This is a genomic window from Sulfitobacter sp. KMM 9851 (assembly GCF_057178245.1).
In genome coordinates this window covers 2813558-2836576 of the sequence record NZ_CM169991.1, presented here as the reverse complement: position 1 = coordinate 2836576, position 23019 = coordinate 2813558, and the positions used below count along the sequence as shown (strand labels likewise).

Annotated in this window: 26 protein-coding genes; 6 read left to right on the top strand and 20 right to left on the bottom strand. The window is 62.3% G+C overall.

Translation table 11 applies throughout. The features are described from left to right. Window positions 1–4: 4 nt before the first annotated feature. From AC1965_RS14030 to AC1965_RS13995, 8 genes are all read right to left on the bottom strand, one after another. Window positions 5–1099, bottom strand: a complete 1095-nt coding sequence (locus AC1965_RS14030) for a zinc-binding dehydrogenase (protein WP_483884472.1) — start codon at window positions 1097–1099, stop codon at window positions 5–7. A gap of 93 nt (window positions 1100–1192) precedes the next feature. Continuing rightward, window positions 1193–2392 carry a TCR/Tet family MFS transporter gene (locus AC1965_RS14025; protein WP_483884471.1) on the bottom strand — a complete coding sequence of 400 codons (1200 nt, stop codon included), beginning with the start codon at window positions 2390–2392 and terminating at the stop codon, window positions 1193–1195. A 3-nt stretch (window positions 2393–2395) separates the two neighbouring features. Then, window positions 2396–3721 (bottom strand): lyase family protein, encoded by a 1326-nt coding sequence (locus tag AC1965_RS14020; RefSeq protein WP_483884470.1) that lies wholly within the window; start codon window positions 3719–3721, stop codon window positions 2396–2398. 2 nt (window positions 3722–3723) lie between these two features. Further along, entirely contained in the window at window positions 3724–4146 is a 423-nt protein-coding gene (pcaC, locus tag AC1965_RS14015; protein WP_483884469.1) for a 4-carboxymuconolactone decarboxylase, read from the bottom strand. Then, a complete protein-coding gene (gene pcaD, locus AC1965_RS14010; protein WP_483884468.1) occupies window positions 4139–4927 on the bottom strand; it encodes a 3-oxoadipate enol-lactonase in 789 nt (262 codons plus the stop codon). Before pcaD ends, pcaC begins: the two co-directional genes overlap by 8 nt. A 160-nt stretch (window positions 4928–5087) precedes the next feature. Next, window positions 5088–6059: a threonine ammonia-lyase gene (locus AC1965_RS14005; protein ID WP_483884467.1), complete on the bottom strand. Its 972-nt coding sequence runs from the start codon at window positions 6057–6059 to the stop codon at window positions 5088–5090. Then, entirely contained in the window at window positions 6056–6880 is an 825-nt protein-coding gene (locus tag AC1965_RS14000; RefSeq protein ID WP_483884466.1) for an alpha/beta fold hydrolase, read from the bottom strand. Before AC1965_RS14000 ends, AC1965_RS14005 begins: the two co-directional genes overlap by 4 nt. Then, entirely contained in the window at window positions 6880–7569 is a 690-nt protein-coding gene (locus AC1965_RS13995; protein ID WP_483884465.1) for a haloacid dehalogenase type II, read from the bottom strand. The genes AC1965_RS14000 and AC1965_RS13995 overlap by 1 nt, the downstream gene beginning before the upstream one ends. Window positions 7570–7757: 188 nt before the next feature. Between AC1965_RS13995 and AC1965_RS13990 the strand changes: the two genes are divergently transcribed. Beyond that, window positions 7758–8186, top strand: a complete 429-nt coding sequence (locus tag AC1965_RS13990) for an FKBP-type peptidyl-prolyl cis-trans isomerase (protein WP_483884464.1) — start codon at window positions 7758–7760, stop codon at window positions 8184–8186. Window positions 8187–8202: 16 nt separating this feature from the next. On the opposite strand, the gene AC1965_RS13985 is transcribed toward AC1965_RS13990, so the two are convergent. Then, window positions 8203–8577, bottom strand: coding sequence for a hypothetical protein (locus AC1965_RS13985; RefSeq protein ID WP_483884463.1), 375 nt, complete (start codon window positions 8575–8577; stop codon window positions 8203–8205). Window positions 8578–8754: 177 nt separating this feature from the next. Between AC1965_RS13985 and AC1965_RS13980 the strand changes: the two genes are divergently transcribed. Then, on the top strand, window positions 8755–9870 hold the full coding sequence (locus tag AC1965_RS13980; protein WP_483884462.1) for a THUMP domain-containing class I SAM-dependent RNA methyltransferase: 1116 nt from the start codon (window positions 8755–8757) through the stop codon (window positions 9868–9870). A gap of 62 nt (window positions 9871–9932) precedes the next feature. Here AC1965_RS13980 and AC1965_RS13975 read toward each other — a convergent pair whose 3' ends face one another. The 5 genes from AC1965_RS13975 to fabA form a co-directional block, all read right to left on the bottom strand. Continuing rightward, the gene (locus AC1965_RS13975) at window positions 9933–10724 is read right to left on the bottom strand and encodes an enoyl-ACP reductase FabI (RefSeq protein ID WP_483884461.1); all 792 of its coding nucleotides are present in this window, start codon (window positions 10722–10724) and stop codon (window positions 9933–9935) included. Between the two features lie 9 nt (window positions 10725–10733). After that, window positions 10734–11963: a beta-ketoacyl-ACP synthase I gene (fabB, locus tag AC1965_RS13970; protein ID WP_483884460.1), complete on the bottom strand. Its 1230-nt coding sequence runs from the start codon at window positions 11961–11963 to the stop codon at window positions 10734–10736. A gap of 118 nt (window positions 11964–12081) precedes the next feature. Continuing rightward, the gene (locus AC1965_RS13965) at window positions 12082–12786 is read right to left on the bottom strand and encodes a hypothetical protein (RefSeq protein ID WP_483884459.1); all 705 of its coding nucleotides are present in this window, start codon (window positions 12784–12786) and stop codon (window positions 12082–12084) included. After that, on the bottom strand, window positions 12783–13799 hold the full coding sequence (locus AC1965_RS13960) for a fatty acid desaturase (RefSeq protein WP_483884458.1): 1017 nt from the start codon (window positions 13797–13799) through the stop codon (window positions 12783–12785). The genes AC1965_RS13965 and AC1965_RS13960 overlap by 4 nt, the downstream gene beginning before the upstream one ends. A 203-nt stretch (window positions 13800–14002) precedes the next feature. Continuing rightward, the gene (gene fabA, locus AC1965_RS13955; RefSeq protein ID WP_483884457.1) at window positions 14003–14512 is read right to left on the bottom strand and encodes a bifunctional 3-hydroxydecanoyl-ACP dehydratase/trans-2-decenoyl-ACP isomerase; all 510 of its coding nucleotides are present in this window, start codon (window positions 14510–14512) and stop codon (window positions 14003–14005) included. A 167-nt stretch (window positions 14513–14679) separates the two neighbouring features. On the opposite strand from fabA, the gene irrA reads away from it, so the two are divergent. Next, on the top strand, window positions 14680–15099 hold the full coding sequence (gene irrA, locus AC1965_RS13950; protein WP_483884456.1) for an iron response transcriptional regulator IrrA: 420 nt from the start codon (window positions 14680–14682) through the stop codon (window positions 15097–15099). Here the strand turns inward: irrA and AC1965_RS13945 are convergent. Continuing rightward, window positions 15096–15998: a LysR family transcriptional regulator gene (locus tag AC1965_RS13945; RefSeq protein ID WP_483884455.1), complete on the bottom strand. Its 903-nt coding sequence runs from the start codon at window positions 15996–15998 to the stop codon at window positions 15096–15098. The two genes, irrA and AC1965_RS13945, sit on opposite strands and share 4 nt — an antisense overlap. Before the next feature lie 89 nt (window positions 15999–16087). Here AC1965_RS13945 and AC1965_RS13940 point away from each other — a divergent pair, with 89 nt between their 5' ends. Further along, window positions 16088–16894, top strand: coding sequence for a phytanoyl-CoA dioxygenase family protein (locus AC1965_RS13940; protein ID WP_483884454.1), 807 nt, complete (start codon window positions 16088–16090; stop codon window positions 16892–16894). A 68-nt stretch (window positions 16895–16962) separates the two neighbouring features. Here the strand turns inward: AC1965_RS13940 and AC1965_RS13935 are convergent, their stop codons facing one another. The 4 genes from AC1965_RS13935 to AC1965_RS13920 all read right to left on the bottom strand — a co-directional run bounded on the left by AC1965_RS13935 (window position 16963) and on the right by AC1965_RS13920 (window position 20043). After that, window positions 16963–17583, bottom strand: a complete 621-nt coding sequence (locus AC1965_RS13935) for a class I SAM-dependent methyltransferase (RefSeq protein ID WP_483884453.1) — start codon at window positions 17581–17583, stop codon at window positions 16963–16965. A 2-nt stretch (window positions 17584–17585) separates the two neighbouring features. Continuing rightward, window positions 17586–18350 (bottom strand): CDP-diacylglycerol--serine O-phosphatidyltransferase, encoded by a 765-nt coding sequence (pssA, locus tag AC1965_RS13930; RefSeq protein WP_483884452.1) that lies wholly within the window; start codon window positions 18348–18350, stop codon window positions 17586–17588. Window positions 18351–18359: 9 nt separating this feature from the next. Then, window positions 18360–19049 carry a phosphatidylserine decarboxylase gene (locus AC1965_RS13925; protein ID WP_483884451.1) on the bottom strand — a complete coding sequence of 230 codons (690 nt, stop codon included), beginning with the start codon at window positions 19047–19049 and terminating at the stop codon, window positions 18360–18362. Between the two features lie 124 nt (window positions 19050–19173). After that, the gene (locus AC1965_RS13920; protein ID WP_483884450.1) at window positions 19174–20043 is read right to left on the bottom strand and encodes a hypothetical protein; all 870 of its coding nucleotides are present in this window, start codon (window positions 20041–20043) and stop codon (window positions 19174–19176) included. Between the two features lie 113 nt (window positions 20044–20156). On the opposite strand from AC1965_RS13920, the gene miaB reads away from it, so the two are divergent. Continuing rightward, window positions 20157–21461, top strand: a complete 1305-nt coding sequence (gene miaB / locus AC1965_RS13915) for a tRNA (N6-isopentenyl adenosine(37)-C2)-methylthiotransferase MiaB (RefSeq protein ID WP_483884449.1) — start codon at window positions 20157–20159, stop codon at window positions 21459–21461. A gap of 47 nt (window positions 21462–21508) precedes the next feature. On the opposite strand, the gene AC1965_RS13910 is transcribed toward miaB, so the two are convergent. Then, window positions 21509–21853 carry a hypothetical protein gene (locus AC1965_RS13910; RefSeq protein WP_483884448.1) on the bottom strand — a complete coding sequence of 115 codons (345 nt, stop codon included), beginning with the start codon at window positions 21851–21853 and terminating at the stop codon, window positions 21509–21511. Between the two features lie 576 nt (window positions 21854–22429). Between AC1965_RS13910 and AC1965_RS13905 the strand changes: the two genes are divergently transcribed. Beyond that, window positions 22430–23005 carry an OmpA family protein gene (locus AC1965_RS13905; RefSeq protein ID WP_483884447.1) on the top strand — a complete coding sequence of 192 codons (576 nt, stop codon included), beginning with the start codon at window positions 22430–22432 and terminating at the stop codon, window positions 23003–23005. Window positions 23006–23019 lie beyond the last annotated feature (14 nt).

Sequence of the window (23019 nt, the reverse complement as noted above, 5' to 3'; positions counted from 1 at the left end):
TGTCTCAGGCCTTGCGGTCAAAGATGATCACGTTGCGCCGGGCCGCGCCGGTCAGGGTGTCGGCGATGGCGTCGTTGATCTGGTCCAAGCGCCAGCGCCCCGAGATCAGGCTATCGAGTTGCAGACGGCCTTGCAGGTATAGATCAACCATCCAAGGGATATCGCGCTGGATCACCACATCGCCCATCTTGGACCCGATCATGCTCTGGCCCATCGCGGCGAGCATGACCGGCTCGAAGGTCGACATCGCCCCGGAATGGGGCATGCCTACCATGATCACCTTGCCGCCGCCGGCGAGGTAGCGCGGCGCGCTGTCATAGGCTGGGATCGCGCCAACGGTGACGATGACGGCATCGGCGCCCCGGCCCATGGCGCGGATGGCCGCGCGCCACGGTTTGTCGGCGCTGGCAAGCACCCCGTCGGTGGCGCCAAATTCACGCGCGGTGGCGAGTTTTTCGTCGCTCATGTCGACCGCGACGATGCGGCGGGCCCCGGCGATGCGCGCGCCCTGGATGGCGTTCAGACCCACCCCGCCGGCGCCGATCACTACCACGTCCTGCCCGGCGCGCAGCCCTGCGGCGTTGACCACCGCGCCGACGCCGGTGATCACGCCGCAGGCGATCAGGCTCGCGGCGTCCTTGGGGATATCGGCCGATATCTTTACGACCTGCGCCTGTTCCACCACGACCTTTTCAGCAAAGCCACCGGTCGCCATCGCCTGATGCAGTTTGCCGCCCGTTGCTGTTTTCAGCGGGCCATGGTCGCCGTCATAGGGGGTTTCGCAGGTGGTGGGATGGCCAGAGGCACAGTTGGGGCAACTGCCGCAGGCGCGGATCAAGGTCACGATCACGCTGTCGCCAAGCGTCAGCCCACGGGTGCTATCGCCCAGGCCGGTGATACGGCCCGCCGCCTCGTGCCCGTAGACGGCGGGCAGTGATCCGCCCCAGGCCCCCTTGGCATAGGAGATATCCGAATGGCAGATCGCCACTGCGTCCAGTGTCACTTCGACTTCGCTGCCCCGCGCGGCGCGCAGGTGCACATCCTCGATCACCAGAGGACTGTCGAATGCGTGGCAGACGGCGGCTTTTATGGTTTGCACGGGGGGCTATCCTTTGTCAGCAGGGTGTCCCTGTCAGGGTGGCCCGGATGACGCTTGGCGTGCAAGCGCGATTGCGACGTGTCGGGGGCGCGATTACGTCACGTTGCGCGGTCGGCTGAGGAATATCGCTAGCCCCGCCACCGTCAGCCCCGCAGCCAGCAAAAAGGGCGCGCCGGGCAGGTAGATGGGGGCAGCGGGGCCGGTGTAGCGGGCAAAGATGGCGGTCATCACCAGTGGCGACAGGATCATCGACAGCGCGGTGGCCGAGCTGAGCGCACCGTGCAGTTCGCCCTGCGCATCGGCGGCAACGCGCGCCGACATGATGCCTTGCAGGGCGGGCGGGATCACCCCGGCCAGGGCCGCCAGCACCGTCAGCCCCAGCACCAAACCGCCCGAACTGGCAAAGCCGAGAAAGACAAACCCGGCAAGCGCGCTGAGATGCCCCAGCACCACGGTGCCACTTTCGCCGAGTTGCCGCAGGATCAGCCGGATCGCGCCGGCCTGCACCAGCACCATGAGCACGCCGAACACCCCCAGTGACAGGCCGATCATTGTCGGTGACCAACCCAGTTGCGCCTGCCCGAAATAGGCCCATATCGAGGGATAGGTGGCAAAGGCGAGGTGATAGAGGAAATAGACCATCAGCAGCGGGCGGATACCGGGCAGCGCCCCCAACTGGCGCAGCGCCCCCAGCGGATTGGCGCGGCGCCAGTCAAAGGCGCGCCGGTTTGCCCGTGGCAGGGTTTCGCGCAGCACGATCCAGCCCAGCACGGCATTTGCCGCCGCAAGCCCCGCCGCCGCCCAGAATGGCGCGCGGGTGCCGTATTCGCCCAAGAGCCCGCCGATCAGCGGCCCCAATACGAATCCCGCGCCAAAGCCCGCACCGATCAGGCCAAAGCGCGCGGCGCGTTCTGCCGGCTTTGATATATCCGCGATATAGGCGGAGGCGCTGGAATGGGTCGCCGCCGTGATGCCGCCCACCACGCGCCCCACCAGCAGCAACCACAGACTGCCTGCCAGCGCCATCACCACGTAATCCAGTGCCATCACCAACAGCGACGTCAGCAAAACCGGACGGCGGCCATAGCGATCAGACAGCGCCCCCAGCACCGGGCCGAAAATGAATTGCATCGCGGCAAATGTCGTGGCCAGCACCCCGCCCCACAGGGCGGCCTGGCTTAACCCGCCGCCGGTCACCTCGCGGATCAGGTCGGGCATCACCGGCAGGATCAGACCCACACCCATGGCGTCGATCATCACCGTCAGCAGAATGAACGTGATACGCAGCCTCACCCGTCAGAGCGCCGCGGCGCGGGCGGCAAAAGCCTCGGCTTCTGTCGGGGCACGGCCCAGTTGCGCGTCGGGGCGGAACAGATCAACGGGCAGGTCAGGATAGTCGGCACGTGCCAGATCGCCCAGCGGCACCTGTTTTACCAGCGCCTCCTGGCACAGTGCCTTGGTGACGCGCTGCGCCTCTGGCCGGGGCATGACAGCGGCAAGGGCAAAGCTGAGCGCTTCGGCGTGGATCAGACCCAGACCGTTTTCAAGCGCGGCGTGCATCTGCACCGGGTGGGGCGTGATGCCTTCGGCCAATGTGCGGGCATGCTGTAGCGCCGAGGCGAGGCTGAGGCAAAGTGGCGGCACCACCATCCATTCGGTAAACCATGCGGCGCCGTCGCGCTGGTGCTGATGCTGGGCTGCCGCCTGCAGGCTGGCGCGCAATCCGGTGAACTGATGGCTCAGCGCGAGTAGGGCCGAGGCGCCAACCGGGTTCTGTTTCTGCGGCATGGTCGAAGATGACCCGGCTTGCGCCAGCGCCACTTCGGCGATGTCACTGCCCGTCAGCGCCAGCAGTGATTGCGCGATATGTCCCAGCGCCGCCATCACCTGACCCTGCCAATCGGCAATGCGCAGGATCGGGGCGCGGTCTGTGTGCCAACTGCGTCCCGGATCATTCAGCCCCAGCGCGCGGGCCAGTTCGGCGCGGGTTTTCGCCGCCTGTGGCCCCAGTGCCGACGCCGTGCCAGCAGCGCCCGACAGCGACACCCATAGCGCGCTGTCGCGCAGCGCGGGCAGGGCGGTCAGCGCGTCGATCAGTGGGTTGCCCCATTCCGCCAGCACCGCCCCCCAAGAGGTCGCCGTGGCGTGTTGGCCATAGGTGCGTGCGGGCATCGCCAGATGGGCGTGCGCCCTTGCGCCCTTGCCCAGTGCGGCGATAATGGCGCGCAGATCGGTTTCGGCCAGCAACAGCGCCTGACGCAGGCGCAGCATCAGCGCGCTGTCGATGATGTCTTGGGATGTGGCCCCCCAATGCACGTATTGCGCATGTTCCGGGGCCTGCATTTCGGCGCGAAAGGCGGCGACCAGCCCCGGCACGCTGACACCGTTTTCGCCGGTGCTCTGGGCGATGGCACCGGGGTCGACCTGGATTTCAAGCGTTGCGCGGTGGATGGCGGCGGCGCTGATCTCGGGGATCACGCCCTGAGCGCCCTGCACCTTGGCCAGCGCCCCTTCGACCAGCAGCATCGCGCGGATCGCCGCGCTGTCGGTGAACAGGCGACCGGCCTCGCCTGTGGCAAACAAACGGGCATAAAGTGGGCTGTCAAATACGCTTGCGGCCATGGTCAGGCTTTCTGTTCGGCGGGCATTTCGGCCCCTGTCTTGGTCCCCACTTCGGCCCCCATCTCTGCCCATGTGGCCTTGGCCAATTTAATCGCGTGGTTGGCGCGTGGCACGCCGCAATAGACCGCAACGTGCTGAAATGCCTCCATCACGTCCCGCTCTGACGCGCCGGTATTGGCGCAGGCGCGGATGTGCATGGGGATTTCCTCAAAGTTGCCCATCGCCGCCAGCAGCGCAAGCGTCAGCATCGACCGTTCGCGCAGGGCGATGCCGTCTGACGCCCAGACTGTTCCCCAGGCCCCTTCCGTGATCAGATCCTGAAACGGTTTGTCCTGCGGGGTCTTGGCGGCTTCGGCGCGGTCGACATGGGCGTCGCCCAAGACCTTGCGGCGCACCGCCATGCCTGCATCATAGCGTTCAGACATGGCCAATCTCCTTGAGGAAACCATTGATCGCCTCGGCAAATTCCTGCGGTTGTTCAACGCAGGGCAGGTGGCCTGCGCGGCGGATCAGTTTGAACTTTGATCCCGGTATCAGGTCGATCATCTCGCGCACCAGATCGGGCGGGGTTGATCCATCTTCGGACCCGGCAATGCCAAGTGCGGGCAGGCGCAGACCCGACGTGGGCGTCAGGAAATCACTGTGCGAAATCGCCGCTGAACAGCCAGCATAGCCCGCATCAGGCTGGCGCACCAACATGTTACGCCACAGCTCAAGTTCGGGGGTTTTGCGGAAATCGGCGGAAAACCAGCGCTCCATCACCGCGTCAGCCAGGCTTTCGATGCCGCCTTGTTCCACGGCAGCAATCCGGTCGGCCCACATGGCGCGGTTGCCGATCTTGGTGGCGGTGTTGGACAGGACCAGCGCACGGATCATATCCAGCCGCTTGACTGCCAATCCCTGCGCGATCATGCCGCCAATCGACAGACCGACAAAAACACAGTCACGCACATTCAGATGATCAAGCAGCCGTTCTGTATCGGTGATCAGCGACCCCATTGAATAGGGGGCGTCGGGGCAGGTCGATAGCCCGTGACCGCGTTTGTCAAATCGGATGACCCGCAGCCCCGGTACCAGCAGCGGCAGTATTGGATCCCAAAGCCGCATGTCGGTGCCCAGCGAATTGGCAAAGACAACAGGCGCCCCACCCGCCGGGCCGTCCACACGGTAGTGCAACCGCACCTCGCCCGTATCAAAAATCTGCATCAGCTTCCCTCCCTCAGGTCGATATGGGCCATGATCTGACCGCGATCCAACGCCAGCATGCGATCGGGCGCGTTTGGGCAGGCGCTCAAGCGTCCCCAGAGCCCCCGGTACACCTCATATCGCGCAACCCGTTGCGGGCAAAGAAATATTCGTCCGCTCCTCACGCGAGGGTATCCAGCGCGCGGGCAAAGATATCGGCGTCCACGTTCCCACCCGAGATGGTGACGATGACATCGTCGCCTTCGATCTGATCAGCGCGAAAGAGCGCCGCCGCCAGCGCCACAGCACCGCCCGGTTCGGCCACCAGCTTTAACCGGTTAAACGCCTGGCCCATGGCCCGCAGCGCCTCGTTCTCACTCACCACCAGGCCCGGGCCGCACAGGCGCTTGAGGATCGGAAAGGTGATTTCCCCCGGCTGCGGCGTGACGATCGCGTCACAGATAGACCCCGAATTGCGCAGGTTGCGTTCGATCTTGCCCGACTGCAACGACCGCGCCGCATCGTCGAATTCCTCTGGCTCGGCGGGGCGCACGCGCAGCCCCGGTGCATCGGCCTCCAGCGCCAGCGCGATGCCACTGGTCAGCCCGCCGCCTCCGCAGCAAACGATTACATCGGCCCGGTCGATCCCGGCCTCGGCCGCCTGCGCCGCGATCTCAAGCCCGGTCGTGCCCTGGCCCGCGATCACCTGTGGTTCATCGTAAGGTTTGATCAGCGTCAAACCGCGTTCGCGTGCCAGCCGCGCACCGATGGCGTCGCGGTCTTCGTTCGCGCGGTCATAAAGCACCACCTCGGCCCCGTAGGCGCGGGTGTTGGCGATCTTCAGGCGTGGGCTGTCCTCGGGCATGATGATGACCGAAGGCACGCCGTGCATCTTTGCCGCCAGTGCAACGCCCTGCGCATGGTTGCCACTGGAAAAGGCGATCACCCCCTTGGTGCGCACCGCAGGCTCTAGCGCCGACAGGGCCGACCAAGCGCCGCGAAACTTGAAGCTGCCGGTGTGTTGCAGGCACTCCGGCTTGACCCAGACCCGGCGGCCAGCGATCTCGTCCAGAAAGCTGGAATTCAGCAGCGGGGTGCGGCGCACATGGCCCTCGGCCCGCTGGGCCGCGGCGCGTATCATCTCAATATTCATTGCATTTTTCCTATCCACTGGTGCAGTGCTGCGACAGCCTCGGGTTCGTCCAGAAACGGGACATGGCCGCGCCCCGGCACCTCAGCCGTGATCATATCGGGGCGGCGGGCCTGCATCTTCGACACGGTCTGCGCGCTTAGCAGGTTGGAATTGGCACCGCGAATACAGGCCAGCGGCAACCCCTCCATCGCATCGAAATAGGGCCAAAGGTCGGGCGCAGGCTGTTCTGCGGCAGCGGCCACGGCATTCCGTAGATTTGGATCATAGGTTATGCACAATCCGTTGTCGCCCGCAGTATAGTGTTTCTGCGCCTCCTCCAGCCAGCGGCTGTCGGGCACATCGCGAAACTCGGGAAAGGCACGCTGCATCGACGCCGCTGCATCGGCGTGCGTCTTGGCCGACGGGTTGCGCCCCAGATAGCCCATGATGAAATCCAGTCCCTGCGCATCCAACTCCGGCCCGACATCGTTCAGCGCCACGCCCAGCAGATGCTGATGCGCGGCCATCGCCAGCCCCATGGCGTTCAAGCCGCCGCGCGAGGTGCCCAGAATGGCGACCTGCGCCAGACCCAGATGTTCCAGCAGTTCCAGAACATCGCGGCATTCCATAGGCAGTGTGTAATGCGTCCAGTCGGGATCGAACGCCGATTGCCCGCGCCCGCGATAATCCAGCTTGATCAGCCGATTGCCGACCAGATGTGGGGTGACATAATCAAAATCCGCGCCGGTGCGCGTCAGCCCGGACAGACACAGGATCGGCAGCCCCGCGCCCTCGTCGGTGTAATGCAGGCGCAGGCCGTCAGACGTGGTAAAATCGGCCATTACAGACCCGCCAGGCCTGGGATGCCGGTGAGGTCGCGCAGCACATGCGCCGGGCGCCACGGCAGCCGGTCCACCGGATCACCGCCCCGGTTCACCCAAGCGGTGCCAAAGCCATACCCGGTTGCCGCCGCCGCATCCCAGCCGTTGGAAGATACAAACAGAACCTCATCCTTGGCACAGCCAAAATGCGCGCCCACCAGATCATAGACCGACGCGTCTGGCTTAAAGACCCCAACCGATTCCACCGACAGTGACACGTCCAGCACATCGCCGATCCCCGCCGATGTGACGGCACCGGCCAACATATCGGGCGATCCATTCGACAGGATTGCGGTGTTCATGCCGCCGTCCTTAAGCGCGCGCAGCATTGCGGGCACTTCGGGGTAGGCCTGCAATTCCCAATACAGCGCCAGCAGGCGTTCGCGCAGCGCTGCATCGGCCGCCACACCCATCTTTTCCAACGCCCAGTCCAGCCCTTCCTGCGTCACTTGCCAGAAATCACAATGCGCCCCGGTCACCGCGCGCAGCCAGGAATATTGCAACTGTTTCAGCCGCCAATGATCGGCCAGTTGCGGCCAGGTCTCGGCTATGGCGGCAAAGGCAGGCTCGCCCGCGGCCTGCCGCGCGGCGGCGGCGACATCGAAAAGCGTGCCATAGGCGTCGAAAACACAGGTGGTTACAGGTTTCATGAAGTCGCTCCGGCTGGGGTGTCCGGGGCAGGATGTCACGCCCGGCCAGCGGCGAAAAGGGCTGAATTCCGCGAAATCAGGGGCGGGGGTTTACTCTGCCCGTCACTTTCGCCATGGTGCCGCCGAATTTGGAGCACCCGCGCAGATACGTGGCCTCCTCCCTTTCCCCGATACATTGGAGACGACTTATGACTGAGGTCAAATCAGGCGACACCGTACAGATTCACTACACAGGCACGCTGACAGACGGCACCACCTTCGACAGCTCGCAGGGCCGCGACCCGCTGGAATTCGTGGTCGGCTCCGGTCAGATCATCCCCGGCCTGGACGTGGCGCTGCCCGGCATGACCGAGGGCGACAAAAAAGTCGTGAAAATCCCCAGCGATCAGGCATATGGTCCGCTGAACCCCGAAATGCGCCAGTCGGTCCCGCGCGAAGGCATCCCCGCTGACATCCCGCTGGAGCTGGGCACGCAGTTGCAAATGCAGACCCCCGATGGCCAGGCCCTGCCGGTGACCGTGGTCGAGGTGGACGACGCCACCGTGACACTGGACGCAAATCATCCGCTGGCGGGCAAAGACCTGCAATTCGATATCGAACTGGTCAAAATCGCCTAAGGCAACCCCACGACGTTCAGTGGCGCAACCCATCAAGGCGTTGCGCCGCTGCCTCTGCCGATGCCTGCACATCAACGCCCCCGCTCATCAACGCCCCGCCCGCCGAGCTTTCGGGCCGGTTGATCTTGATCCGGCTGGTCGGCAGGCGTTTGTCGGGCGCACCGTCTGCCCCTTGCGCCTGAAACCCCACGTCGCCCTGCTGAACGGCAGGTTTGACCGCGTCCATCGCGGCCAGCATCAGCTGACGGGTAAGTCCCGGTTCTGACCGCAACGCGGCTGCGACGGTGACCATCAACACCAGCCCCATCACCCGCGCCCAGAAAAATGCCCGCCGCGCCCGGTCGCGGCGCGATTGCAGCACTTCATTGCGATATATCTCAGCAAATCCCATTGTCGCACCTTGCCCCGCAAAAGTGCCAAAATAACGGCAGGCACACGACATCACTGACCGCTTTTTCGGGTTATAAATACCCTCGGGGGGCGGTGCGGCACGCGCCGGGGGGCAGCGCCCCCACCTGCGCCCACGATTCCCCTCGCGCCGCCCTCACGGCCGCTTTATGCAGGGCGCATGGAAAATACCGACACATTTGAGATATTCCTCGTCTGCCCGCCGGGGCTAGAGGACATGTTGTTCGCCGAGGCGGTGGAAAAAGGTTTTGCCGACCCAGTGCAGCACCCCGGCGGCGTGACCGTGCAGGGCGGCTGGCCTGAGGTCTGGCGCGCCAATCTGGAATTGCGTGGGGCAGGGCGGGTGCTGGCGCGGATCGGTGGCTTCATGGCCTTTCATCTGGCGCAACTCGACAAGCGCTGCCGCAAGTTTCCCTTTGGCAACCTGCTGCGCACCGATGTTCCGGTCAAGGTCCAGGTGACGTGCAAAGCGTCGAAAATCTATCACGCCGGGGCTGCGACGCAACGTGTGGAAACGGCCTTGCGCGACACCCACGGCATCACCATCAGCCCCGAGGCTGAACTGGTGCTAAAGGTGCGGATCGACGACAACAATGTGCTGTTCAGCCTAGATACCTCGGGCGAGCCGCTGCACAAACGTGGCCACAAGGAAGCTGTCGGCAAAGCCCCAATGCGCGAGAACATGGCCGCGATGATGCTGCGCCAATGCGGCTACATTGTAGGTGAGCCTGTGGTCGATCCAATGTGCGGTTCCGGCACTTTCCTGATCGAAGCCGCCGAGATCGCTGCGGGCCTGAAACCGGGCCGTTCGCGCGACTTTGCGTTTCAACAGCTCGCCAATTTCGACGCGGATCAGTGGGAAGAGATGCGCAGCAATGGGTCGACGGCAACGCCCACTGCGCGTTTCTATGGCTCTGACCGCGACGCCGGCGCAATCCGCATGTCGCAGGCCAACGCTGTGCGGGCGGGGGTGGCGGACTACTGCCAGTTCACCTGCCACGGCGCGGGCGAGGTGGCCCCGCCCGACGGCCCTCCCGGACTGGTGATCGTCAACCCGCCCTATGGCGGGCGGATCGGCAACAAGAAACTGCTGTATCCGCTTTACGGGACCTTGGGCGAAACGCTCAAAACCCGCTTCAAGGGCTGGCGCATTGGCCTGATCACGTCAGAGCCGCCGCTGGCCCGCGCCACCGGGCTGCCGTGGAAGCCGCTTGGCCCTGCGATTGCGCATGGCGGGATGAAAATCTGGCTGTGGCAAACCCCGCCGCTGCGCTGAGATAGCCCACGGCGCGGAATCAAGCGCATAGCGCGCCGGCAGGCGACGGCCCTCGGATTATTCTACAAATGCTCCGCCTGTGGCATCCCCAGCACGTGAAATCCGCCATCGACGCGAATGATCTCGCCCGTTGTGCAGGCCCCGGCATCGGACGCCAGATACACCGCTGTACCGCCCACCGCCTCTAGCGTGGCATTGGCCCGCAGTGGCGCATTCTGGTCGGTGTGCTTGTATGTCTTGCGCGCCCCGCCGATGGCCGCCCCTGCCAGCGTTTTCATCGGCCCCGGTGAAATCGCGTTCACGCGAATACCCTCCGGCCCCAGATCATTTGCCAGATAGCGCGTAGCACTTTCCAACGCGGCCTTGGCCACGCCCATGACGTTATAGTTCGGCACCACGCGGTTGCTGCCCTGATAGGTCAGCGTCAACAACGTGCCGCCATTCTCGACCATCAAAGGGTGCGCCCGGCGGGCGACCTCGATGAAACTATATGCGCTGATGTCCATCGAGTTCTTAAAGTTCGCGCGGCTGGTGTTCAGAAAACGCCCCGTCAGCTCGGATTTGTCGGAAAACGCAATCGCATGGACCACGAAATCAATCGTGGGCCAGCGTGCGCCCAGTTCCTCAAACGCCCGGTCCAGCGAGGCATCGTCGGTCACGTCGACGTCCACCATGAAATCGGAACCCACACTCTCGGCCAGCGGTTTCAGACGGCTGCCAAAGGCCTCGCCCTGATAGGTAAAGGCCAGTTCGGCCCCGGCCTCGGCCATCGCCTTGGCAATGCCCCATGCGATGGAGCGTTCATTGGCGACGCCCATGATCAGGCCCCGCTTTCCCTTGAGCATGTCCGACATCACGTTTCCTTATCCCTGATACTTTGACAGGATCATCGACCCATTGGTGCCGCCAAACCCAAACGAATTGGTCATAACGGAATCAAGCCCGGCATTGTCCACCCGCGTGGTCGCGATCTCTGACGCATCCAGGGCAGGGTCAAGCTCTTTGACGTTGATCGAGGGCGTGATGAAATCATCTTTGAGCATCAGCAGACAGAAAATCGCCTCCATCGCGCCGGCCGCGCCCTGACCGTGACCGGTCATGGATTTGGTCGAACTGACGGGCGGCGTGCTGCCCTTGCCGAACACCCGGCGCACCGCGTCAATCTCGCCGACGTCGCCGACGGGCGTCGATGTGCCATGCGCGTTGATATAGCTGACCTTGCGGCCTTCGGGCAGGGTTTGTAGCGCCAGACGCATGGCGCGTTCGCCACCTTCGCCGCTGGGCGCAACCATGTCGTGCCCGTCCGATGTGGCGGCATAGCCGGTCACTTCGGCATAGATATGCGCCCCGCGCGCCAGCGCGTGCTCCAGATCTTCCAGCACGACGATCCCGCCGCCGCCGGTGATGACAAAACCATCGCGGTTGGCGTCAAAGGCGCGGCTGGCCTCGGTTGGGGTGTCGTTATACTTGCTGCTCATCGCGCCCATGGCGTCAAACAGGCAGGACAATGTCCAATCCAATTCCTCGCCACCGCCGGCAAACATCACATCCTGTTTGCCCATCATGATCTGCTCTGCCGCATTGCCGATGCAGTGCAGCGAGGTCGAACAGGCGCTGGTGATGGAATAGTTGATGCCCTTGATCTTATAGGCCGTGCTGAGGTTCGCGCTTACGGTCGAAGACATGCACTTGGGCACTGCAAAGGGGCCGATACGTTTGGTCGCGCCGGTATCCTTGACCACATTATGCGCGGCAAACATCGCGCTGGTCGATGGCCCGCCCGAGCCCGCCACCAAACCGGTGCGCGGGTTCGACACGACATCGTCACCCAGACCCGCATCGGCAATCGCCTGACCCATCGCCAGATAGGCATAGCCCGCCCCCGGCCCCATGAACCGCAGCGTCCGCTTGTCGATGTGATCAGCCAGATCAATCTTCAACGTCCCTGCCACCCGACTGCGAAAGCCATGTTCCGCCATTTCCGGGCTGGCCACGATGCCGGATGTCCCGGCCTTTAACGAGGCCATGACTTCTTCAGCGTTGTTTCCGATGGATGAGACAATTCCCAACCCTGTGACGACGACGCGGCGCATGGGCAGCACTCCTTATAATATTCCGCTCAAGGTGTAAGACAGCAGGGGGGGATGGCGCAACCGGATATGGTGTCCGGCAGGCCGGGCGGGATCACGAAAATGCGCGAAAGGCGGCGCGCTATAACGTCCCCACCCGGTTTGGTTTGTAAAACAGGACACGGTAATGCAGCCGCTGCATCTGTACGGTAACCGGCCGTGCGACGCCGCGCGCTGACATCAGGCCGATCTGCCATTCATAACGCTCGGGCTTGGGCACGGCACGGTTACAGCCCGCGGTGATCCGGCATTCGGGCGCAAAGGTGGTGCGCATGTTAACGCGCGCCCAGATCGGCTTGCGGTCACAAAATACCTCCAGATACCCGGTGTCATTGTCGGCCAGTCTGATCCGCATCTCAACCCGGTGCCACGTGGCCAAGTGGGCGGGCGCAATACAGGTGCGCCCCAACACCGTCACGCCGCGCCGTGCATCCAGCTGCACCGAGATCAGTTCGGTCGCAGGCGCGCCCTTGCGGTAAAGGCGCGACAGATCCAGCCGTTCACCACCCAGCGTGCGCGGGTCGAGCCGCACGTCAAAGCCAAAGAGATAGGTCTGCGTCGTGCGCCAGCTTTCGCCGGTTTGCAGGGTCGATCTGCGGTCGCCGCGATCCAGCCGGAAGGTCACCACAGGATCAGCGATGACAGGGGCCTGATCAGAGCCGGGGGTCACAGCACCCGGCGCCTTGACCCAATCATATAGCGCATCACTCACGTTGAAAATCGGTCCGGTGCTGCCACAGGCCGCCAGAAACACGGCCATGACCAGCCCAAGGCGTTGCGCACTCATTCTGCTGGCAGAGACGTCCGCCCGCGTGGCCCGGTCCGCAACGCCATCGGAAACGGCACCATGCGCCCCTTTTCCTCGTCATAGAGTTTCCAGCGCAGGCAGCGCAGGCCTGCGACAAATCCAATCTTTTCGGACCGCAGCAGCCCTTCGGCCTCCAGCGTGGCATGGGCCAGGCGCAACTTGTAGCCGGGGATCTTGGCGTTGAGATGGTGCAGGTCGTGGTAGCCGATGTTCATCGTGATCAGATCAAACAGCCGCCCCCAATCGAGCACGGCACTGCCCTCAAGTGCTGCCGTCTGAAATGTCAGATCAGGGCGTGTGCCCCAGTGCATGTCTTCGAAATTATGCACGATATAGGGGATCAGCCCGCCAAAGGCGCAAGCGAAATAGACCGACACCGCCCAGAACCCGATCCCGCCCCAACCCGCCACCGTCCAGACCGTCCAAAGGATAGCGGCCAGCAGCAGGTTATGCACGATCAGATCACCGATGCCGGTCTTGAACCCATAAAGCGGCATCCGCCGCAGGATGGCGAACAACACAAACGGGCCAATCAGGATCAGCACGACAGGGCTTCGGTAATAGCGATATTTCAGGCGTTTCCACCACGGTGCCGCCTGCCATTCCCTCAGGGTCATGGTATAGATTTCAAAGGTATCGCGGCGGTTCAGATCGCTGACATAGGTATGGTGCAGCCCGTGAATATAGCGCGTTGCCTTGTAGGGGGTCATCGCGATGGGCGACAACAGCGCGCCTGTGCCATCGTTCAGCCGACGCGATGAAAAGAACGACCGGTGCAGGCAATCATGCTGGATCATATAGACCCGCAACCCCATCGCCGCCGCCAGCAACACCGCAGGCGCGGTCAGCCACCACGTGCCCAGCGTAGACAAACCCACCACCATCGCAGCTAGATACGCAGCAAGGGTGATGCCAAGTTCTGCCCAAGCGCGTTTGTCACTCGATCGTGCAAACTGGCGTGAGGCGGCATAGATTTCGCGGCTTTTGGTCAAAGGAAATTTCCCCGCGCGTGATTTAATAACATAAAACCTAAGCGTGGGGTTGACGTAGCGTCAAGAAATATCGCGATGCGGGTAATTGGCTGGCGCGTGCAATCTATGCGGCTGTCAGGCCATAACCTGATGGGGGCAACCAGCGCTGCACGCAGCGTTGGTAGCCCCTGGATGTTTGTCTTTTGGTGTCGGTGTCAGTGCCCTCAGCTTTCGCTCAGCGCCACTTTCATGTCCTTGACCTGATAGATCACTTCGCCGTCAGCTTCGACGATGCCATCCGCCACGCCCATGGTCAGGCGGCGGGTCTGGATCGCTTTTGTGAAATCAATCTTGTAGGTCAGCATCTTGCGGTCCGGGCGTACCATGCCGGTCAGTTTGACCTCGCCCACACCCAGCGCGTAACCACGCCCCTGCCAGCCGCGCCAGCCCAGATTAAAGCCGGTCAATTGCCACAGACCATCAAGGCCCAGACAGCCGGGCATGATCGGGTTGCCAGGGAAGTGGCAGTCGAAAAACCACAGGTCCGGTGTGATGTCGAATTCCGCAACGATATGACCTTTGCCATGCGCGCCGCCGTCACCCGAAACCTCTGTGATCCGGTCCATCATCAGCATCGGCGGGGCAGGCAATTGCGCGTTGCCGGGGCCAAACAGCTCCCCCCGCGCGCATTTCAGCAGACCTTCTTTGTCAAAACTCGTGGGGTAATCGGCCATGTTTGCGGCTCTCCTGCTCGTGTATTTCGCGTTATCCCCGGTCTAACACCGGGCTTGCCCCTGCCGCAAGACCTGCGCGACAACCGGGGCAGGGGGGCGGAACCACGGTTTTCAATTGAAAACCGACCTGTGCATCCTCTATATAAGCACAGAAGGCAGGGATGCAGATGACCGAACAGGAACAACTCAACGCAACGTGCTGGCTGGCAAAGGCGGGCCTGCGGCCCACGCGCCAGCGGGTTACGCTGGCTGGTTTGCTGGTGGGCGATGGCCAGGACCGCCACGTCACCGCCGAAAGCCTGTTTGACGCGGCCAAGGGGCAGGGCGATGCCGTGTCGCTGGCCACCGTGTACAACACCCTGCGCGCTTTTTGCGATGCGGGACTGTTGCAAGAGGTCACGGTCGACGGCTCCAAAAGCTATTTCGACACCAACACCCACGACCACCCGCATTTCTATTGGGAAGACGATGGTAAACTGACCGACGCGCCCTCTGACCAACTGGTGATCGCACAGGTGCCCGACGCCCCCGACGGGGCCGAGATTGCGTCGGTAGATGTGGTGATCCGCCTGCGCCGCAAACGCTAGGCGCGACCCAGAAGCCCGGCGGCAAGCACCGCATCACGAACCATCGTCAGTTGATCACCCTCCTGCCACCGGCCAAGCTGCGCCACGATCACACGCTCTGACGCGTCGGCGTCGCGCAGGGGCAGGGTGACCAAGGGTTTGCCGTCATAACTGCGATCCCCCGGCGGCACAGAATAGCTTAGGCCCACCCCTTCGCCATGCGCCGCCAAGGCGCGCATCACCTCGACCGTGCCGGCACGGTGCACCACACTGGGGCGCAGGCCGTGGCGCTGAAACAGCCCCATCATATGACGGACCGACAGCCCGTCGTCCGACAGGATCAAGGCCCGGTCGGCCAGATCTGAAAGACTGACATCCACCGCTTTGGCGAGCGGATCATCCGCCGCGACAAACACATGCGGCTGCACGCGGCCCATGTCGGCGCGTTTGAAACGCGCATCCAGCCCGATGTCCCATGTGATCGCCAGATCCACCGCCCCAGCCAGCATCGCCTCTTGCAGATCGTCAAAGCGGCCAATGCGTGGCTGCACCGTGATTTGCGTAAACCGCGCCCGGATCAGCGCCAGCGCCGGGGCCAGCACAAAAGGCGCGAGATCGTCAAAACAACCAAGCGTGACGTGACGCTGGGGCAGGGGATGACGCCCTGCCGCCTCGATCCTTGCCGCCTGCGCCACCAGCGCACGGGCCTCGGCAACGACGCGCTGCCCCTGCGGCGTGATGGCAAATCCCTGACCACGCCCGCGCAGAAACAGCGCATGCCCCAGCCGCGCTTCGATCCGGATCAACGCCGTGCTGAGCGAGGGCTGCGAGACATTCAGCACCGCCGCCGCCGCCGACAGGCTGCCCGCCGCGGCAATGGCGATGATGTATTCGTAGTGGCGCAGGGTGAGATATAGCATCAGACTATTTCACTGTTATTCAGATATTATTTGAAACTACGATGCGGTCCGGCAACTGTCACCCCATAGTGCCACAAAAGGACAGTGCCATGCCCCACCCGCTGATCACCCAAGACCATATCGACAGCTACCAGCGCGATGGCGTTGTTCTGATCAAGGGTCTGTTTGCCGACCACGTCGAAACCCTGCGCGAGGGAGTTGCGCGCAACATGGAAGCCCCTGGCCCCTATGCCTCGAACAATGCCAAGGCGGGAGAGGTGGGGCGGTTTTTTGACGACTACTGCAACTGGCAGCGCGTCGAGGAATTCGAGACAGTGATCCGCCACAGCCCCGCCGCCGAGGTCGCCGCCGATCTGATGCAAAGCGACAGCACCCAGATGTTCCACGATCACGTGCTGGTCAAAGAACCGGGCACCTCGATGGCGACACCCTGGCATCAGGATGGGCCGTATTATTTTGTCGAGGGCCGACAAACCGTCAGCTTCTGGTCACCGCTCGACCCCGTTACAGATGCCGCACTGCGCTGTGTTGCCGGATCGCACCGCTGGGAAAAACCGGTGCTGCCAACACGCTGGGCCAAGGGGGATGCATTTTTCGATCCTGCCCCCTACATGCCCGTGCCGGACCCAGAGGCCGAAGGCATGGACATCCGCGAATGGCAGATGGAACCCGGCGATGCGGTGGCGTTCAACTATGGCACGCTGCACGGTGCGCGCGGCAATACCTCGACCCAGCGCCGCAGGGCCTTTTCACTGCGGCTGTTGGGGGATGATGCGCGTTACACCCAGCGGCCCGGCCCGACATCTCCGCCCTTTCCGGGGCATGACATGCAGCAGGGCCAGCGCCTGCGCGAGGATTGGTTTCCGATGCTTTGGCAACGTCCTGACGCGGCGTGAGTTGCGCCCCCGGGGGCGCTGCCCCCGGACCCCCGAGGGTATTTGAAACCCAGAAAAGCCTGACGGGTTTAGCTGGCGTGTTTGCGCAACACCAAGAATGTCATCATGCCAAGAGGGGGCAGGGCGCGGTGGTCTTCGATTTCAAGGCCGTCTTCTTGCAGGACGGTCTCCATCTGGAAATCCGAATGCCAGCCGAGCGTGTTGGCAAAGGGGGCCGAGACCCGTTCGACAAAGGCCAGCACGCCGGTGGTGCGCACAAAGTGGTTGGTGATCACGACCTGACCGCCGGGTTTCAACACGCGGGCAATCTCACCCATCACTTTTTCCGGCTCTGGCACCACTGACAGCACATGCATCGCCGTCACCGTGTCGAAACTGGCATCGGGGAAATCCAACGCGCGGGCGTCCATCTGGCGCAGTTCGGCGACATAGGTCAGCCGCTCGCGCGCCACGCGGTTGCGGGCCTTTTTCAGCATGTCCTCGCTGAAATCAATGCCTGTGACCTGGAGGTGCGGCGCGTAGTGGGACAGCGACAGCCCGGTGCCGACGCCGACCTCAAGGACCGATCCTTTGCCGCGGTTGATATGGGCCACGGCACGTCGCCGCCCCACGCTGGTCAACGCACCGAAGGTCTTGTCATAGATCGGCGCCCAGCGTGCGTAGGAGGTTTGAACCGCTTTGATATCCATTGTTAGTCCTCTTGGGTTTCGACGGGTTTGGCGCGCCGCGTCAGGCCCCAAAGCACCATCGTTATATAGGCAACGCATAATACCACTAACGTGGTCCAGGCGTAGGTCAGCAGAGCCGCGCCGAACACGGCGACACCGACCAGCAGATATTTGACATGGGCACGTGACACTTTTGTGGTCTTGAACGACCAGGTGGGGATGCGGCTGATCATCAGGAACCCGATCAGGACCATATGCAGGCAGATCACCACATCCGGCACCAGTGCGCGGTTATGGAACGCAAAGGAAATTGTCATCGGCAGCAGCACCAGCAGCGCGCCCGCCGGCGAGGGAACGCCGGTGAAATAGGGCGCAGATTTGCCGTTCTCTTCGCTTTTGTCGATCTTGTCGCTGACATTGAACCGCGCCAGCCGCACCACGCAACAGACCGCGTAGACCAGCACCGAAATCCAAGCAGCGCTGCGCATATCTTGCAGCGCCCAGAAGTACAGGATCAGCGGTGGCGCCACGCCAAAGTTCAGGAAATCGGCCAGAGAATCCAGTTCCGCCCCCATTTTGCTGTCGGAATTCAGCAGCCGGGCCAGCCGCCCGTCGAGACCGTCAAGAACGCAGGCGGCAAGGATCAGCTGCACCGCCAGCACATAATTGCCCTGCACCCCGAAACGGATTGCCGACAGACCGGCACAGATCGCCGTCACGGTCAGCACATTGGGCAAAAGCTGGATCAGCGCGTAATCCGCGCCGGGTTTGTCAGAGGGCGCGCGCATGGTCTGTCCTTAGTTTGTGGCCTGGGCAACTGGGGGTTTCAGGTCGGCCAGTACGGTTTCGCCTGCAACCATAGTCTGTCCGATCGAGACCATCGGATGCACGCCTTCGGGCAAATAGACATCGAGCCGCGAGCCAAAGCGGATGAGGCCAAAGCGTTCACCGGCATTCAGCGCGGCACCCGGTTTCACGAAACACACGATGCGCCGCGCGACCAGACCGGCGATCTGAACCACCGCCAGATCGCGGCCATCATCCATGCGGATGCACAGGCTGTTGCGCTCGTTGTCGGCGCTGGCCTTGTCGAGCGAGGCGTTGAAGAATTTACCGGGGCGGTAGGCCACTGCGTGCACCTTGCCGGCCACCGGTGCGCGGTTGATGTGGCAGTTGAACACGCTCATGAATACGCTGACACGGGTCAGAGGCACGTCCGCCATGCCCAGCTCGGCAGGGGGCACCGCCGGTTCGATCAGCGACACGATACCGTCCGCCGGGCTGATCACCAGGCCGGGCCGCGTGGGCGTGACGCGCTCGGGATCGCGGAAAAAATAATAGCACCAGACCGTCAGTCCGACGCCGATCCAGCCCAGGATGTCCGAAATCAGAAACAGCACCACGGTGATTGCAGCAAAGATCGCAACAAACTTGATGCCTTCCTTGTGCATCGGTTTGATGAATGTGTTCATCATGCTGACAGACATACCGCACTCCCCTGTTTGGCTGTCCCCGTCATAGGTTGATGTCGCTTAAACGCAAGTGGCATTTCTGCGCGCAGCCGCCGCAGTGGCAGAATGGCGCGTGGTGGTCAGTCGCCTATGGTCGCGATCAGAACCACTGTCCCGGTTCCATCAACCCCAGGTCAAGCAACTGGCGCGAATGCCACTCAAAGGGGGCAGAGTTGTGCCATTTGAACGTGTCGATATCAAAGCGGCTGCCGGGGTTGCTCTTGAGCGCCTTGGCGGTGCGGAAAGAACAGATCGCGGCGGTAATGTTGTGGTGCCAGGGGCAGGCGTAGGTGTTGTATTCTTCGTCATTGAACGTGTGATCCTCGCGCAGCTTTAGCCCCGGTTTGGCGCGAAACAATGGAATGCGGTCAATTTTGCGCCGCGCGGGCGGCACGTGTTCTTCATAGCGCCAGCGCAGCCCGCCGTAGAAATCCAACTGCCGTTCCTTGGGATGCCCATGGTTGGCGGCATCCGCCCGGGCCAGCGCATAATAGCCAGACCTGTCCAGATGCGCTTGATCCAGCGACACCGCATTTGGATGGCTCTCCAGATCTTCGGCGTAAAGGTCGATCACATAAGCCAGCAGGGCATGGCGGCGCTCTTCGGTATGGAAGTCCAGCAATTCAACGATGCTGCGGGTCTCGCAGAAGGGGTGGAACAGGTATTCCGCATTATAACAGTAATACAGCCATTGGCCCGGTGCGGCGGCAATGATCCGGTTGATGCCCCGCTCCAACGCGCCCTCAAGCGACATGTTGTAATCCACCCGGTGCACGGTTTCCTGTAGATCACGCGGCAGATCAAAGTCGGGCGGCATCAGGGCCAGCACGGTCTTGAACCCTGCCTGCTGATGATGGCGCAGCGTCGTGGCGATTTCGACCTCGTCCTCGATCAGCACGATGGCGACCGGCCCGGTGGCCAGCGCTGTGCCGCTGTTTTTGACTAGGTCATCCAGATCGCGATACCGCATATGCCCCCGCTTGGCAGTGATAGGACGCAGAATCGGCTAATTCCGGGTGCATTGCAAGCCGTGCCTGCCACTGTTAGACGACGCTATCTGCCAAAACCTGTTGGAACACCGCCATGACGCCCCCAAAAAAGCTGTTTATCAAGACCTACGGCTGCCAGATGAATGTCTATGACAGCGAACGCATGGCAGAAAGTCTGGGCGCGCAGGGCTATGTCACCACCGACAGGGCCGATGACGCGGATATGATCCTGCTGAACACCTGCCACATCCGTGAAAAGGCGGCGGAAAAGGTCTATTCGGAACTGGGCCGCATGAAGCCGTTGAAAGAGGCGAACCCGAACCTCAAGATCGGCGTTGCGGGCTGTGTTGCACAGGCCGAAGGGGCCGAGATCATGCGCCGCCAGCCAGCGGTTGATCTGGTGGTCGGTCCGCAGTCTTACCACCGTCTGCCACAGATGGAGGCGCGCGTGCGCAGCGGGCAAAGCGCGCTCGACACCGATTTCCCCGAAGAAGATAAATTCGACCACTTGCAGTCGCGCCCCAAGGCCAAACGCGCCCCGGCGGCGTTTTTGACGGTGCAAGAAGGCTGCGACAAGTTCTGCGCCTTCTGTGTGGTGCCCTATACGCGCGGCGCCGAAGTGTCGCGCCCCGCCGCCAAGGTACTGGATGAGGCCCGTGATCTGATTGACCGGGGGGTGCGCGAAATCACCCTGCTGGGTCAGAACGTCAACGCCTATCACGGCGGGATGACATTGGCCGGGCTGATCCGCGCCTTGGCAAAACTCGATGGATTGGAACGTATCCGCTATACGACCAGCCACCCCAACGACATGGATGACGATCTGATCGCGGCGCATGGTGACGTCGAAAAGCTGATGCCTTACCTGCATCTGCCGGTACAATCAGGGTCGGACCACATCCTCAAACGAATGAACCGCAGCCACACCGCCGAAAGCTATCTCAAACTGATCGACCGCATCCGGGCCGTGCGCCCTGACATCGTGATGTCCGGCGATTTTATCGTCGGGTTTCCCGAAGAAAGCGACGCCGATTTTGAGGCCACGATGGAGTTGGTCCGGCAGGTCCGGTACGGCTATGCCTATTCGTTCAAATATTCCTCGCGCCCCGGCACCCCCGCGGCTGAACGCACGCTGGTCGACCCGGCCGTGGCCGACGACCGCCTGCAACGCCTGCAAGCGCTGATCACCGGACACCAGCGCGAAATCCAGCAAAGCATGGTGGGGCGCGAGCTGAGTGTGTTGGTGGAAAAAACCGGTCGCATGGCCGGACAGATGGTCGGTAAATCGGAATATCTTCACGCGGTGCATATCGAAAACGCCACCGCCGGTATCGGTGACATCCAGCGCGTGCGCATCACCGAGGCCAAGACAAATTCGCTGGCGGGCGTCCTGATCTGAACGCCCGCGCGTGGTTGTCGCGTCCCAGACGCGCGTGGTTGTCGCGTTTAGTTGTTGTGGCGGCGGTGCGATGAAGGATCGCGCCAGATGCGCTCCATATTCGCCTTAAGCCCGGCCTCATCCCCCACCAGCGCCTGATCCTTGCAGACCCGTTCTGCAATCGCCGACGCCGTCGAGAAGTCATAGCCCACGGCCACCAAACTATCGACAAACACCGGATTCGGTCGATCCCAGATCACCTCGTTCCAGGGACCGCGATAGCAGCTCACAACGATGACATTCCCGGTTGGGCCATAGGAGCCATAGTTGTGATAGTGATGCTTTGTCCCGCCCGCCACGGCAGGCAGCGCCATGGCCCCGACAACGGCGGCCAGTATTAATTTCCTGATCATTTCAATTAATCCCAAGTGTGATGGCCGAAACCCTCGGCCCGGCATTCCCCCACAGGCGCTGCACAGATTTAATCGGCAGTGATGACAGCCCCCACGACTGAATGATCTAAGGGATAGAGGGGCCAAAATGCTTTTCAAGCATCTGGTGCGGCAATTGTCCTTATCTCAGCATCAATATTGAATATTACCCTGCAATTGTTTCCAGATTTGGAAACAATATACCCCTCCAGGCGAAATGATCCGCTGAAATAGCCGCTATTGTTTGCACCATGAGCCCCGCTTCCTGCCCATGTCGGCCTGTACGTCAGCGCGCCCAAGAATCGTCAGCCGTTTCGGCAATCGCTGCCTGTGACGCTCATCTGAATTGCGCTTGGTCGCCAATCCCCTGCCATTGATTTGCCACAAATCAGCCACAATCAGGCTATTTCATTGTTAGTGCAGCGGAATTAGACACAAAATGTTGATAAGACCGCTTCACAGCAGCGCAAAATTTACCTAACCTGTTTTTATATTGCGGGGTTGTGCCGATCTGCTTGGCGCCTCCCATCCGTGGGGATCAGAATAAGGACGAAAGCTGTGGGGAACATTATTTCCAATGCGGTACGTGCGGCAGCCAGCCTGGCGCTGGTGGCGGCAATGGCACTGCAAGGCGCACCTGCCGATGCGCAAACAAAATCACAACAGGGCCGTGACAAAGGCGTCTACATCCCGACCATCTGGGTCGATCCCGATGGCTGTGAACACTGGGTGATGGATGACGGTGCCGAAGGGTTCATGACTCCGAACGTGTCGCGTCAGGGCATTCCGGTCTGCCGCCGGGGCAATGTCTGCGGTGTGATGGAAACCGATCAGTTCTTTGCAACCGACAAATACAATATCTCGCGTCAGGGGCAGGCCCGTCTGGCTGACTTCTTCCGCACCACCGGCGCCGTGTCCTATATCATCACCGGGCACACCGACAGCCGCGCGTCGGACGAATACAACATGCGCCTGTCCTACAACCGCGCCAACGCCGTGGCCCGTGTCGCCAACAACGCTGGCGCCAAGATTTCGGACGTGCGTGGCTATGGCGAACGCGTACCAGCGGCGCCAAACAATTCCGCTGCGAACATGGCCAAAAACCGCCGTGTCGAAATTATCTGCATTCGTTGAGGGGACAGAAAAGT

Bases quoted from the DNA above. Each gene is read 5' to 3' on its own strand.
- AC1965_RS14020 (WP_483884470.1), bottom strand. From the start codon at position 3,721: ATGGCCGCAAGCGTATTTGACAGCCCACTTTATGCCCGTTTGTTTGCC.
- pcaC (WP_483884469.1), bottom strand. From the start codon at position 4,146: ATGTCTGAACGCTATGATGCAGGCATGGCGGTGCGCCGCAAGGTCTTG.
- pcaD (WP_483884468.1), bottom strand. From the start codon at position 4,927: ATGCAGATTTTTGATACGGGCGAGGTGCGGTTGCACTACCGTGTGGAC.
- AC1965_RS14005 (WP_483884467.1), bottom strand. From the start codon at position 6,059: ATGAATATTGAGATGATACGCGCCGCGGCCCAGCGGGCCGAGGGCCAT.
- AC1965_RS14000 (WP_483884466.1), bottom strand. From the start codon at position 6,880: ATGGCCGATTTTACCACGTCTGACGGCCTGCGCCTGCATTACACCGAC.
- AC1965_RS13995 (WP_483884465.1), bottom strand. From the start codon at position 7,569: ATGAAACCTGTAACCACCTGTGTTTTCGACGCCTATGGCACGCTTTTC.
- AC1965_RS13990 (WP_483884464.1), top strand. From the start codon at position 7,758: ATGACTGAGGTCAAATCAGGCGACACCGTACAGATTCACTACACAGGC.
- AC1965_RS13985 (WP_483884463.1), bottom strand. From the start codon at position 8,577: ATGGGATTTGCTGAGATATATCGCAATGAAGTGCTGCAATCGCGCCGC.
- AC1965_RS13980 (WP_483884462.1), top strand. From the start codon at position 8,755: ATGGAAAATACCGACACATTTGAGATATTCCTCGTCTGCCCGCCGGGG.
- AC1965_RS13975 (WP_483884461.1), bottom strand. From the start codon at position 10,724: ATGTCGGACATGCTCAAGGGAAAGCGGGGCCTGATCATGGGCGTCGCC.
- fabB (WP_483884460.1), bottom strand. From the start codon at position 11,963: ATGCGCCGCGTCGTCGTCACAGGGTTGGGAATTGTCTCATCCATCGGA.
- AC1965_RS13965 (WP_483884459.1), bottom strand. From the start codon at position 12,786: ATGAGTGCGCAACGCCTTGGGCTGGTCATGGCCGTGTTTCTGGCGGCC.
- fabA (WP_483884457.1), bottom strand. From the start codon at position 14,512: ATGGCCGATTACCCCACGAGTTTTGACAAAGAAGGTCTGCTGAAATGC.
- irrA (WP_483884456.1), top strand. From the start codon at position 14,680: ATGACCGAACAGGAACAACTCAACGCAACGTGCTGGCTGGCAAAGGCG.
- AC1965_RS13945 (WP_483884455.1), bottom strand. From the start codon at position 15,998: ATGCTATATCTCACCCTGCGCCACTACGAATACATCATCGCCATTGCC.
- AC1965_RS13940 (WP_483884454.1), top strand. From the start codon at position 16,088: ATGCCCCACCCGCTGATCACCCAAGACCATATCGACAGCTACCAGCGC.
- AC1965_RS13935 (WP_483884453.1), bottom strand. From the start codon at position 17,583: ATGGATATCAAAGCGGTTCAAACCTCCTACGCACGCTGGGCGCCGATC.
- pssA (WP_483884452.1), bottom strand. From the start codon at position 18,350: ATGCGCGCGCCCTCTGACAAACCCGGCGCGGATTACGCGCTGATCCAG.
- AC1965_RS13925 (WP_483884451.1), bottom strand. From the start codon at position 19,049: ATGTCTGTCAGCATGATGAACACATTCATCAAACCGATGCACAAGGAA.
- AC1965_RS13920 (WP_483884450.1), bottom strand. From the start codon at position 20,043: ATGCGGTATCGCGATCTGGATGACCTAGTCAAAAACAGCGGCACAGCG.
- miaB (WP_483884449.1), top strand. From the start codon at position 20,157: ATGACGCCCCCAAAAAAGCTGTTTATCAAGACCTACGGCTGCCAGATG.
- AC1965_RS13910 (WP_483884448.1), bottom strand. From the start codon at position 21,853: ATGATCAGGAAATTAATACTGGCCGCCGTTGTCGGGGCCATGGCGCTG.